The organism is Enterococcus sp. 4E1_DIV0656 (assembly GCF_002140695.1).
Taxonomy (GTDB): domain Bacteria; phylum Bacillota; class Bacilli; order Lactobacillales; family Enterococcaceae; genus Enterococcus_D; species Enterococcus_D entomosocium.
In genome coordinates, this window is record NZ_NGLF01000001.1 from 2,705,334 (window position 1) to 2,719,312 (window position 13,979).

Below are 13,979 nucleotides of genomic sequence, written 5' to 3' on the forward strand. Positions count from 1 at the left end.
TCGCTGATTTTTTAGTGGATTTTTTTAAAAGACGATGGAGAGAAGGAGTCCTTTCATGAGTTTACGATTTATTCTTGGCGATGGCCGTTGTCGTCATGATCAAGCAGTGATAGAAAATGCAAAAAGCTGGTTAGAAAAAGACCATCAAGAAGTATTTTTCCTGGTACCTAACTACAACAAATTTGAACGAGAGCGCGAGATCCTTCAATTACTGAAAGAGGATCGCGTAGAAGATTTTGCTTCTATTCGCGCGCAAGTGTATAGTTTTCACCGTTTGGCTTGGTTTTATCTGCAGCAAACCGGCTTGCTTTCTCAAAATGCCATCACTGAAAATGGTGCCTCCATGATCATGCGTAAGCTGCTTTTGGAACTAGAAGAAGAACTCGTCTTATACCGTGGTGAGATCAACAAAGCGGGTTTTATCCAACAATTGTTGGCTTTCTATCAAGAAATGCATACAAGTCGATTGGGGATCGAAGATTTATTAGCAGGTGGTGCTGCACCAAGCGCAACCCAAGACGAAGAAAAAAAATACAGTGAATTAGCGATAATTTTTCAACGATTTGAACAAGAACTTCTAGAGCGTGCCTTGCAAGTCGAACAACCGATCACCTTACTGACACGCTTTCTGGAAGGTTCCTTGCTGGGCGATTCCTCGGTGGATCATGCAATGCCAACCACTGTTTCTTTGAACAAAGCGCCAGATCTTTCCCACGCCTTATTTATTATCAGCGGTTTCTCCGCTTTTTCAACACAAGAGCAACAGTTGATTCAAGTACTGATGAAGAGAAGTCATGTAGTGATTGATCTTATTTTGGATCGCGGGTACCCACAAGAGATGCCCACGCCATTGAATTTATTTTACGAAGCAGGACGGACCTATTATCAGTTGATCAGTTCTGCTCGTGACAATCAAGTGAACATTTATTTAGATCAGAAACTTTCCGTCAACCAAGAAGTGGACAAAGAAGACGAGGGATCGATCCCGCAGGCATACAAGGAAGTAGAAACTTTTTGGCGGCAGACCCAATCACAAGCCAATTATCATCAGCAGACGTCCGTCAAAGACTTCTTGGCTGTCTGGAAAGTTGGGAATCCCGAAGAAGAGATTCGTCAAATCGCAGCGTCGATCCGCGGGATGATGAGTGATAAGAAACGGTACCCAACATTACGGTATCGTGATATCCAATTACTGATCGCCGAACCAGAAGTCTATCATCAGTATATTCCTAAAATTTTTACTGAGTTTGAGATTCCTTTTTATATCGATGAAGAGCAGATGATGGCGCAACATCCATTGGTTGAGTTTTTGAATGCTTTTTTTGCTTGCCAATCCTATGGCTTTCGCTTAAATGATATTTTACGGTTGCTTAGAACGGAACTTTACTTACCGGCAGCCTATCGCTCCGAAGCAGATTGGCTTGTTGGGCGTGACCAGTTTCGTAAGTTGGTGGATATTACCGAGAACAAAGCGCTGGCTCATGATTTCCAAGGAGCGAGTTGGACGAGAAACGAAGATTGGGAACTGATCGAGTATTTACAATCGGAAGAAGAAGCAGTGGACAAAGTGGATTTGACGGCGTACACCAATCAGCTTCGCAGGGCTTTCAAGCAAGATGTCGTGGATACACTCGATTGGCTGACAGCAGCTAGAACAAATCGAGATGCCGTAGAACTGCTGTATCGCTTTTTACTGAATGCGGGTGTCGAGCAACAGCTGAGGCATTGGCGAGACCAGGCAATCCAACAAGGAAAATTAGATCAAGCCCGCAATCATGAACAAGCATGGCAAGCTTTAATGGATCTGCTGGATGAGTATGCCACGATCTATGGAGATGAGCCCTTTGATTTTGCGCTCTTTGAAGATGTCTTATTGACTGGCTTAGAAAATGTCACATTCGGAAAGATCCCAACAGCGATCGACCAAGTCAACATCAACCGCCTTGATTTGGCGCGTCCGAAACAAGCGAAGATCACATTTGCACCGGGATTGAATGAAACGGCTTTGCCAAGAAAAATGGAAAATAAAACATTGTTGACGAATGAAGAACGTCAGCATTTCAATCAGTTATTCAATGGTGAGAAATACCTTAGAGACACAGTGGTGGAAGGCAGTGTCAAAGAACCATTTGCCTTTTATTCTGTCTTGCTTTCAGCGACAGAGCACTTATCACTGTCCTATGCCGTTAATTTTGATACACAGCAAAACATCAAGATGTCGCCTTATTTAGACCGCGTGGTCAAGCATTTGGATGTACCACTGCAAGAGCGGGGGATCTTGACGCTAGTCAGTGACCCGAGAGACTATGTTGGCAGTTATCGTGGCCTGATCTACCAAATCAATAATCTCAGTCAGCAAGCGCAAAAAAACAAAGAGAATTTGCCTCGAGTGTGGGAGCAACTGAAACAAGCGCTGTTACGTTCGGAATGGACAGATTTAGCTGCCCAAGTATTTGAAAGCCAAACCCATCAAAATATTCCGATTCCTTTGTCTCAAGCACAAGCTGCGGCGCTATATGGCCCGTCGATCTACAGCTCCATTTCTCAGATGGAGACGTTCTATCAGTGTGAATACAAGTATTTCGTCAGCTACGGATTACGGTTAAAAGAACGGGAAGTTTATGGCTTAAATCCAGCAATGACCGGTGAGTTTTTCCATGATGCGTTGGACCGCTTTGTCAAAGTCCTAATTGCTGAAAATATTTCCTTGACCCAGTTAACTGCTGACCAACGCGTGCAATTTGTGGAAGTCGTTTTGCAGGAAATTTTTGGCGAAAGCCGTTATCGCTTACTGACGAGTTCTGCTCGGATGAATTTTATTCGGTATCAATTAGGCAAGACGATTCAGCGAGTAGCGTGGGCATTAGCGAAACAAGGACAAAAAATGCATTTTAGTCCTGAAAAGACGGAGGTGCTGTTCGGCCAGATCGCTGGCTCAAATGGGATTAACGGGATCGAATTACCATTAAGTTCTGGCGGGAAACTACATGTGCGGGGGAAGATTGATCGTGTCGATACGGCGAAAACGGAAGAAGAACAATGGCTTTCCGTTGTTGACTATAAATCTAGCAGCCGAGATTTTGACCTTTCTGAAGCCTACTACGGACTTGCGATGCAGTTGATCACGTATCTCGACGTCGCATTGACGGATGCTGTCCAACTGGTTGGTTCGCCAAAGGTTCGACCAGCGGGGGCATATTATCTGCATGTGCATAATCCGCTTTTGGACGGACAAGAAGCCAGTGAAGAAGAACGTTTAAAACGTTTCAAGTATGACGGGTTGTTTATTGACGAACCGGCTGTTTTCCCGTTACTCGATGAGGAAGTTGAAGCCAGCAAAAATTCGCCGGTATTTCCTGTTCGGAAAGACAAAAACGGCAATTATCAAAAAACAACACAGGCGAAAAACAAGTTTTATACAGAAGAAGAGCTTGAACTATTAAGAAAAAACAATCGGAAAAATATGCAACAAAGTGGTGAGAAGCTGTTGAGCGGTGAAATCGCCTTAAACCCGTCTTATAAATTAAAAGACAAAAAAAGGGCGTGTGAGTTTTGTCCGTTTCGCAGCATCTGTGACTTTGATGTATTGTTGAAAGAAAATGAGTACCACCGTTTAGAAAACTTATCTAAAGATGAGATTATCCATCGCTTAAGGGAGGAAGAAGATGAGTAAGATCCCTTTAAAACCGCAAAATGAAACCTTTACGGATACCCAATGGCAAGCCATTTTTGATAAAGGGGATAATATCCTCGTTTCCGCTTCAGCGGGTTCAGGCAAAACCACCGTTTTGGTTCGGCGAGTGATTGAAAAGCTAAAAGCAGGAACGACGATCGATTCTTTACTGATCGTGACCTTTACCGAAGCAGCTGCTCGAGAAATGAAAGAACGGATTCAAGCGGCATTGCAGCAGTCCATCAATCAAGAAAGTGACGAGCAAAAGCGCCAGCACTTCGTCCGTCAGCTGCAGCTATTGCCGACAGCTAACATTTCTACCTTGCATGCGTTTTGTTTAACTGTGATTCGGCGTTTTTATTATTTGATCGATTTAGATCCAAATTTCCGCATGATGACTGATGAAACCGAAATTTTATTGATGAAAGAAGAAATCTGGACACAGCTGAGAGATCAACAATATGAAGCCAATGATGAAGCGTTCTTTCGTTTGACGGAAAATTTTTCTAGTGATCGTTCCGATGAAGGCGTCGGGGATCTGATCCTGTCTCTTTATGACTTTGCCCGAGCAAATCCGGATCCAGTAAACTGGTTAGCTCATCTAAGTGATCACTATATCGGCAAAGAAACCTTTGCTGAAAATACCCTGTACCAATCGCAAATCAAGCCGACTTTGCAAGAAAACTTGAAGACAGCGGCGCATTTGCTGCAGGCGGCGCAAGACTATGCCCGTTCTGATGAAGCGATGGAAAAAGCGGCACTATTGATCGATACCGAATTAGGAATGGTGGAAACTTTAAAGGCTCTGCTTGATTCAGACGATGTTGATGGCTTCTATGAGCAAATCCAAGTGTTGCGTTTTGCTCGCTACCCAGCTTTTCGCAAACCAGAACAAAAGGAACTCTCTCAAGAAATTAAACCTTTGCGAGATGATGCGAAAAAATTGGTTGAGCAATTGAAAGCGGCCTTTCCATACCCACCGGCTGAAATGATGGAGCTGCTTCATCGGTCCGCACCTGTCGTTGAAAAAATGGCAGCTATGACCGAAGCGTTTATGAAAGCATTCCAAGAAAGGAAACTTTCAAAAGGCCGTTTAGACTTTAATGATTTGGAACATTTCACCTTGCAGATTTTACAAGGAGACGGTAGTGGAAGTGAAGCGTCGACCTATTATCGTGATCGCTTTGAAGAAGTTTTAGTCGATGAATATCAAGACGTCAATCGGCTGCAAGAGGCAATTTTATATTGGGTGAGACAAGTCGATCATAACCCCGGCAACATGTTTATGGTGGGGGATGTAAAGCAGTCGATCTATTCGTTTCGACTAGCAGATCCGACGCTTTTTATCGAAAAATACTTGGCATTTGAAACGGAGAATGGTGGGCGGAGAATCGTCTTAGCAGAAAATTTCCGTTCTCGCTCCGACGTATTGGATTTTACGAATCTAGTTTTTCAACAGCTGATGGATGAACGGGTTGGACAAATCCCTTATGATGAGGCGGCAGCCTTGATTACCGGTTTTCCTCATTTTCCAGAAAGCGACGCCTTTGCCACAGAGCTCTTGTTATATGAAAAAGAGCATGAATCCGAAGAACAATTGATCGATGACAAAACAGAGGGTGAAATGCAGATTACTGCATTGAAGATTCGAGAGTTGATTGAATCAAAATTCATGATCTATGACAAAAAAGCCAAAGCAAATCGACCAATCACTTACAACGATATCGTCTTATTGACCCCTACACGTAAAAACAATCTTGTCATTTTGGATGTCTTTAAGCAGTTTGGGATTCCGATGGCGGTGAATGATGCTCAAAACTATTTTCAGGCAACGGAAATCCAAACCGTCGTTTCTTTGCTGCAAATCATTGACAATCCGTACCAAGATATCCCCCTTGTGGCGGTCTTGCGTTCGCCAATCGTCGGCCTAACAGAAGATCAATTGGCTGAGATCCGTTTAGCAAATCGTTCCAGCGACTACTATGATGCAGTATTGGATTATCATGTTCAACAAGAAGAGTCACCCTTGTGGCAAACGGTGGATGGGTTTTTAGCCAAACTAAATCAATGGCGCGAAGAAGCACGCAGATTACCGATCCCGACCTTATTATGGCAAATCTATGAAGATACTGCTTACTTGGATTATGTTGTGGGACTTCCTGCAGGACAGCAGCGTTATGCAAATTTAGTGGCATTGATCCACAGAGCCGAAAAATACGAAAAGAGCAGTTTCCGTGGTTTGTACCAATTCATTCGCTTCATCGAAAAAATGCAAGAAAAAAACAAAGATTTGGCGGAGCCTGTGGCTACTCCTGTAGAAGATGCCGTTCGAGTGATGACCGTCCATGCAAGTAAAGGCTTGGAATTCCCTGTTGTGTTCTTACTGGATACAACAAAATTCTTTAACTACCAAGATTTTCAAAAACGCTATATCTTTGAAGAACAGCTGGGGGCTGGGATCCAATATGTGAATCCAGCAGAAAACCTTAAATTTGAGACACTGCCGTTTCAAGCCATCAAGCAAGTTCGTTTGAAAAAAGCCTTGTCAGAAGAAATGCGAAAATTATACGTAGCATTGACACGAGCAGAGCAGAAGATTTTCTTAGTGGGCTCCTATAAAAATCAAGCGGATGCCTTTAAGACTTGGCAATCTGGCCTGACACAAGCCGAGATGGTTCTTGATCCTGCATTACGGCTTGTTGCCCGGGGGAGCTTGATGGATTGGGTCGGACGGACCCTGATGCGCCATCCAGATATGGAAGCAGTATTCTCTGAAGCGTCAGAGCGCAAGCGGACGATCGATCATCCTGCTCATTTTCGTCTGTCATGGTGGAATCAAGAAACGATCACGCAACAAGTCCAAGAGACCCTTGCGCCAGTCGAGGAGCCTAAACGATTGCTTGCGCCAGATAGCAATATCGATGATCTTTTGAAACGCCTAGCATATCGCTATCCTTATCAAAAAGCGACCCAAACGACTAGTTATCAATCTGTATCAGAATTGAAAAGACTCTATAACGATCCCGATGATCAACAGACCACTTTGTTGGAATGGCGGTCGGTTTCCGAGAAGACGAATCCTCAGCAATATCGCTACGTACAGGATGAATTGGCGAAACCAAAATTTCTGCAAGAAACGAAGCCTCTCGCCAGCAGTATCGGGACAGCAACACATACGGTTTTGCAAATGATTCCATTAGGAATGACGCCAACACAAGATACTTTGGCGCTCCTGATTGCTGAACTCGTGAAAAAGCAATTTTTTTCTGAAGAAATCGCCAAAAAAATTGACCGATCGAGCATTTTGTGGTTTTATCAAACTGAACTAGGTAAACTGCTGAACCGATTCTCTGATGTGGTGAAGCGGGAGCAGCCGTTTTCGATGCTAAAAGAGGCTGATACGATCTTTGAAGGGTTTGACGAACCAGATGCGTCGCTTTTGATCCATGGTATTATCGACGGCTATATTGAATTGGCGGATGAAATCATTTTATATGACTTTAAAACAGATGATGTTTTCGGCAGTCAGGCTCAGATTGAAAAGAAAATGCGCGAACGATATTATGGTCAATTGAAACTCTATTGCCAAGCATTGGAGAAAGCATTGAGCAAACCAGTGAAACAGACCTATTTAGTGCTGTTAAAACCTAAAATGATCGTGGCATTCTAGCTGATCGATCCTAGTTTCTTACAATTCGTAAGTCATATGCTATAATAGGTAAAAGAGGTGATGGAGAATGATAAAAGTAGAATCGGATTATGCCCTTTGTCCTAAATTTGAAAAAGCTTTTTCTATTTTAGGCAAAAAGTGGAACGGCTTGATCATTGATGTCCTTCTTGAAGACGGCAAACAAAGATTTGTTGAGTTAGCAAACAAGATTCCTCAAGTGAGTGATCGGGTGTTAGTCGAACGCTTGAAAGAATTAGAGCGGGAAGAAATTGTCTGCAAAGAAAACAATCTTTACTGCTTGACGCCAAGAGGTATTGCTCTTGAAAAGAGTATGATGAGTGTGAAGCGTTGGGCAGAAACCTGGGTGCGTGAGGAAGAATGCAGTTGATTTCTCACCGGAAATTAGGTAAACTAAGCTTAAATGAATAGATAAAAAGCGTTGATAGAAACTAGTAATTTGGCTGAATCAGAAAAAGGGAGACTTGTCACAGACTGAAAGCAAGTCCTGTATTCGAAAAATGAATTTCACTTCTGGAGCTTGCTGATTACAGTCAGTCGGCAGTTTTGCTGTCGTTAGCCGAAGTGAGTGCGCGGTTTTTTTCGCGAATGAGGATGGTAACACGAGACGTCGTTCCTTTTTAAGGGATGATGTCTTTTTTTGTCTTTATACGAATGATACTCACTTTATTCAGTCAATCCAGTCTTTTTATTCTTGCACTATTCACAGCATAGAAGGAGGAAACACATGTCTTTACAAGAGAAATTAGAAGCATTGAAGGAAACGACATTGCTTAAAATCAAAGAAAGTCCAACCATGAATGACTTGAATCAAATTCGAGTGGAAGTGCTTGGGAAAAAAGGCCCTATCACAGAAGTTCTACGGGGGATGAAAGATCTTTCTGCGGAAGAACGGCCGAAGGTGGGGAGCTATGCCAACGAGATTCGTGATATCTTGACAGAAGCGATCGAAGAAGCCAAGACGTCTATCGAAGCAGCAAACTTGGAAAAAGCTCTTGCTGAAGAATCCATCGACGTGACGTTGCCTGGTAAAAAGATGGACCGAGGAACACGCCATGTGTTAACGAAAATCATGGAAGAAATCGAAGATATCTTTGTTGGTATGGGCTACCAAGTAGTCGAAGGTTACGAAGTGGAAAAAGATCATTACAACTTCGAACGGATGAATCTGCCAAAAGATCATCCAGCCAGAGACATGCAAGATACTTTTTATATTTCAGAGGAAGTGCTGATTCGAACCCATACGTCACCAGTGCAAGCGAGAACAATGGAGACTCATGATTTTTCTAAAGGGCCGCTGCGGATGATCTCACCCGGGAAAGTTTTCCGTCGTGACACAGATGATGCGACCCATAGCCACCAATTCCATCAAATTGAAGGATTGGTAATCGATATGAATATTACGATGGGTGACTTAAAAGGAACCTTAGAAGTCATGATGCAAAAAATGTTTGGGGAAGATCGCCAAATTCGCTTGCGACCAAGCTATTTCCCTTTCACAGAACCATCGGTCGAAGTCGATGTCAGCTGCTTCAAGTGCGGTGGTGCCGGTTGTAATGTTTGTAAACAAACTGGCTGGATCGAGATCCTCGGTGCTGGAATGGTGCATCCTAACGTCTTAGAAATGTCAGGGATCGATCCAACCCAATATTCAGGATTTGCTTTTGGTTTAGGTCCTGATCGAGTGGCAATGCTGCGCTACGGCGTGAACGACATTCGCCAATTCTATCAAAATGATGTGCGTTTCATTCGCCAGTTCAAGGGGGAACAATAAATGTTAGTATCATACAAATGGTTAAATGAATACCTTGATCTGTCTGAGATCACACCCAAAGAGCTGGCGGATAAAATGTCAGTGACGGGGATCGAAGTCGAAGGTATTGACGTGCCTGAAGAGGGTTTAAAAAAAATCGTTGTCGGAGAAGTGACCGACTGCCGACCACATCCAGATTCTGATCATCTATCAATTTGCCAAGTAAATATTGGCGAGGATGAAGACTCACAGATCGTTTGTGGTGCGCCGAATGTCAAAAGCGGCATCAAAGTCATCGTGGCATTACCAGGCTCTCGAATCGCGGGCAACGTAAAAATCAAAAAGGGCAAGATGCGGGGAGAAGTTTCCAACGGCATGATTTGTTCGTTGCAAGAGTTGGGATATGCCGATAGCGTGATTCCCAAAGAATACGCAGAAGGAATTTATTATTTACCAGCAGAAGCAGAACCAGGATCATCGGTTTTTCCTTATCTTGATATGGATGATCACATTATCGAATTATCGATCACTCCGAATCGTGCGGATGCGTTGAGCATGCGGGGGGTTGCTTATGAAGTCGGTGCAATCTATCGGCAAACACCGAAGTTTCCTGAAATTGCGCTTACCGAAAGTGAAGTAGCTGCTGCCGATAAAATTCAGGTGAAGGTCACTGAAGTAACGGATGCACCCGCCTACCAAATTCGAATCATTGATGGCGTAACGATCGCCCCAAGTCCACAATGGCTGCAAAATCGCTTGATGAATGAAGGCATTCGTCCAATCAATAATGTCGTGGACGTGACGAATTATATCTTACTGTTATTTGGTCAACCATTGCATGCTTTTGATTATCAAAAGCTAGACAGCAAGGAAATACTGGTACGTCGCGGCAAAGAAAATGAAAGCCTGGTTACCTTAGATGGAGAAACTCGTCAGCTTTCCCCAGAAGACATCGTTATCACCAACGGAACGACACCAGTTGCGCTCGCAGGCGTCATGGGAGGTCTTGATTCTGAAATCACGGAAACGACGACCACAGTCGCTTTAGAAGCGGCCTTGTTCGATCCATTAGCGATTCGTTTGACTTCGAAAAAATTCAATTTAAGAAGCGAATCATCCGCTCGTTTTGAAAAAGGGATCAACCAAGCAACGGTTGCAAAAGCTTGTGATGCAGCAGCAGCACTGATTGCGGAACTTGCTGGCGGAACGGTCTTAAAAGAGGCAGTAATAGGTTCCCAAGTAGCAGTAGAACCTGTGGAGGTTGCGATTACTTTAGCACGGATCAATAGCTATTTAGGCACAGAAATCACTGATGAAGAAGTGCAAGAAATCTTTGATGCATTAGGCTTTGGTCATCGTCAAGAAGCAGACAGCTATATTGTTTCAGTCCCACCTCGTCGTTGGGATATTACGATCGAAGCAGATATCATTGAAGAAGTGGCGCGTATTTACGGTTATGATCGTTTGCCATCGACTTTACCGCAAGGAGAAACGGTTGCCGGTCATTTAACCAAAGCGCAACGTCTGACTAGAGAAGTTCGGACTCTTTTGGAAGGCAACGGGGTCAGTGAAGCCATCAGCTATGCTTTGACAACGGAAGAGAAGGCACAACAATTTACGGATAAATCGAGCCAAGTGACTCGATTGGATTGGCCAATGACCGAAGAGCGTGCCGTCTTGCGCTTGAATCTTATTTCAGGTTTGTTAGACGACGTTGCGTACAATTTGGCACGTAAAAACAATCGTGTTGCTTTATATGAAATTGGTCGCGTCTTCTATCAAACGGGCGACAGTAAACACGAACTGCCAACAGAAGTCAATCACTTAGGGCTAGCATTGACAGGAAATATCCATGAGAAAGACTGGCAAACCCAAGCTCAAAAAGTTGATTTCTTCCATTTGAAAGGCATTTTAGAAAATCTTTTTGATTCGTTGGCATTAACCGACCGTATTCGTTATCAAAAAACGGCAGATATCAAAGAGATGCATCCTGGGCGTACGGCAATGATCTTGCTAGATGACCTAGAAATCGGCTTCTTGGGACAAGTCCACCCATCGATCGCCAAAGCCTACGAAGTGAGTGAAACCTATGTTGCTGAATTGAACTTAGATCAGTTATTAGCAGCTAAAACAGAACAATTGGTCTATCAACCAGTTTCTAAGTTCCCATCAGTGACCCGAGATATGGCACTCTTGCTCGATGAAACGATCGATAACCAATCCGTGATGGAAATCATTCGTGAAAGTGCAGGTCGCTTCTTAAGTGATATTCGTTTATTCGATGTTTATCAAGGGAAAAACATTGAAGCAGGTAAAAAATCTCTAGGGTACAGTCTGACCTTTAGCAATCCGGAAGCTACCCTGACGGATGAAGAGATCAATCAAGCAATAGCGAAAATTACTCGTAACTTAGAAGAAAACGTTCAAGCAGAAATCCGCTAATCAAATAAGTAGAAAAACGTTCTCCACCATACAAAGAAGTTGGGTGGGGAACGTTTTCTACTATTATAATAGATGCTCAGATGACACAAAAATGTTAGGAGTTGAGTGAAAGCCTTAAAAGATTTCTCTATAGAAGGCATTCCAGCTTTTTTGGTACAACCTTTTTTAAACACTGGCTAGGCTGAAAAAATGCATTTTCTAATCAGCGTTTTATGAAGTTATTTTTTAGGATAGCTCCTCGATTTTTGCGCAAGAAACAGCATCAAATCAAAATACACAAAGTGTCAGTCTGGGGAGGAAGTGTTCTCGTGAAATCTAACACAGAGTTTGTACATAGGTTTTGCATGAAAGAATTCATTCCGATTTGTAAACAAAAAAACAAGCCGTAAAGGCTTGTTTTTTAAGCAAAGTAATTGATGCCCATTGCATTTTTGACTTCAGCTAACGTCTGAGCGGCAACTTGTTCAGCTTTTTCACTACCAAGTTTTAGTAAGTTCATCACTTCACCGGGATCTTTGGCAAAAGCTTCACGGCGTTCACGAATCGGTGCAAATTCGGCTTCTAGAACATCGATCAAATAGCGTTTGATTTTGACATCGCCTAATCCACCACGGGTGTAATGTTCTTTTAATTCAGCAATTTTTTCTTTTTCGGTACCAAATACATCAAGATAAGTGAAGACCATATTGCCTTCAACTTGTCCGGGGTCGTTGACATGAATGTGATTTGGGTCCGTGTACATGCTCATCACTTTCTTTTGTAATACATCGGCTGGATCAGCTAAGTAAATGCCGTTGTTCAATGATTTGCTCATTTTCCCGTTCCCATCGATCCCCGCTAAACGTCCCATGCCTTTTGGCGGTAAAACCGCTTTTGGTTCGACTAATACTTCACTATACGTAGAATTAAAACTATGCACGATTTCTTGCGTTTGTTCCAGCATTGGTTTTTGATCTTCGCCGACTGGGACTAAATTTGCTTTAAAAGCGGTGATATCCGCTGCTTGAGAGACAGGATAGATGAAGAAACCAGAAGGAACGCCTTCACCAAATTTTTTTTGTTCAATTTCGGCTTTAACGGTTGGATTGCGTCGTACTCGAGCAACACTGACTAGATTGAGATAATACATCGTCAATTCAGAGAGCTGAGGGATTTGCGATTGAATAAACATCGTTGTTTTTGCTGGATCCAATCCAACGGCTAAATAATCCAAAGCAACTTCTAAAATATTCGCTGAGACCTTCTCAGGTGTTTTCGCATTATCTGTTAGTGCCTGCATGTCAGCGACCATGATATAAAGCTGATTTTCAGGGTCAGCTTGCATTTCGACCCGTTTTTTTAAAGACCCCACATAATGGCCAAGATGCAATTTGCCAGTTGGGCGGTCGCCAGTTAAAATCGTATTCACTTTTTTTCCACCTTTTCCTTTGTTATATGGTTTATCTTACCTTTTTTTAGCAAAAGAAACAACCGGTTCTCCTTGTGATCTGATGGGGTGAGAAAAATTTTCATGGACAAAAACCTCACATCAAAGTAAAATAGCACTTGTCTTTTCAGAAATAAGGGGGAAACATTGGAAAAGAACCTTTACAAATGAAAAAAGATTGAGCTATAATATGAATCAAATCTTTCCAATTACTCATTTAATTTTAAAAAAAGCTAGGAGTGTGAATCAATGGCAATGATCGAATTTAAGAACGTAGAGAAATATTACGGAAAGTTCCATGCATTAAAAAACATCAACCTTGAATTTGAAAAAGGTGAGGTCGTTGTTGTTATCGGGCCTTCAGGATCTGGTAAAAGTACAATGCTCCGTACGATTAATGGTCTAGAAACCATTTCAGGTGGTCAATTATTGGTCAATGGTAAGAACTTGTTTGACAAAGATGTCAAAATGACAGAAATTAGAAAAAACATCGGCATGGTGTTTCAACATTTCAACTTGTATCCAAATAAAACCGTGTTAGAAAATATTACGTTGGCACCGATTAAAGTATTAAAACAAAATGAGCAAGAAGCCATCAATTTGGCGGAAAAACTTCTTGATCGGGTAGGGATGTTAGATAAAAAAGATTCCTATCCTTCCATGTTATCCGGCGGACAACAGCAGCGGGTCGCAATTGCCAGAGGGCTTGCGATGAAACCAGAGATGCTGCTTTTTGATGAGCCAACGTCAGCATTGGATCCAGAAATGATTGGTGATGTATTGGATGTCATGAAAAAAATTGCCAGTGAAGGTATGTCCATGATCGTTGTTACCCATGAAATGAGCTTTGCCCGTGAAGTAGCAGATCGAATCGTCTTTATGGCGGAAGGACAAGTCTTAGAAGACCGGCGCGATGTCGATGGATTCTTTGATGCACCAAGAGACGAACGTGCAAAACAATTCTTGAGTAAAGTCACAAATCATTAAGCAATAGGAG

7 protein-coding genes are annotated in these 13,979 nt (G+C 42.7%); 6 read left to right on the plus strand and 1 reads right to left on the minus strand.

Going from position 1 to position 13,979, the window contains the following annotated elements; genetic code table 11:
- Positions 1-55 precede the first annotated feature (55 nt).
- The 5 genes from A5882_RS12810 (at position 56) to pheT (ending at position 11,556) form a co-directional block, all read left to right on the plus strand.
- Positions 56-3,673, plus strand: coding sequence for a PD-(D/E)XK nuclease family protein (locus A5882_RS12810; RefSeq protein ID WP_086372872.1), 3,618 nt, complete (start codon positions 56-58; stop codon positions 3,671-3,673).
- Complete coding sequence (gene addA, locus A5882_RS12815) at positions 3,666-7,343, plus strand: helicase-exonuclease AddAB subunit AddA (RefSeq protein ID WP_086372873.1); 3,678 nt, start codon at positions 3,666-3,668, stop codon at positions 7,341-7,343. The genes A5882_RS12810 and addA overlap by 8 nt, the downstream gene beginning before the upstream one ends.
- Before the next feature lie 67 nt (positions 7,344-7,410).
- Positions 7,411-7,731 (plus strand): helix-turn-helix domain-containing protein, encoded by a 321-nt coding sequence (locus A5882_RS12820; protein ID WP_005226192.1) that lies wholly within the window; start codon positions 7,411-7,413, stop codon positions 7,729-7,731.
- Between the two features lie 357 nt (positions 7,732-8,088).
- Entirely contained in the window at positions 8,089-9,135 is a 1,047-nt protein-coding gene (gene pheS / locus A5882_RS12825) for a phenylalanine--tRNA ligase subunit alpha (RefSeq protein WP_086372874.1), read from the plus strand.
- Complete coding sequence (gene pheT, locus A5882_RS12830) at positions 9,136-11,556, plus strand: phenylalanine--tRNA ligase subunit beta (RefSeq protein WP_086372875.1); 2,421 nt, start codon at positions 9,136-9,138, stop codon at positions 11,554-11,556.
- A gap of 400 nt (positions 11,557-11,956) precedes the next feature.
- Here the strand turns inward: pheT and trpS are convergent, their stop codons facing one another.
- Complete coding sequence (gene trpS, locus A5882_RS12835; RefSeq protein ID WP_005236112.1) at positions 11,957-12,964, minus strand: tryptophan--tRNA ligase; 1,008 nt, start codon at positions 12,962-12,964, stop codon at positions 11,957-11,959.
- A 267-nt stretch (positions 12,965-13,231) separates the two neighbouring features.
- Between trpS and A5882_RS12840 the strand changes: the two genes are divergently transcribed.
- Positions 13,232-13,969: an amino acid ABC transporter ATP-binding protein gene (locus A5882_RS12840; RefSeq protein ID WP_008381909.1), complete on the plus strand. Its 738-nt coding sequence runs from the start codon at positions 13,232-13,234 to the stop codon at positions 13,967-13,969.
- The last annotated feature ends 10 nt before the right edge of the window (positions 13,970-13,979 follow it).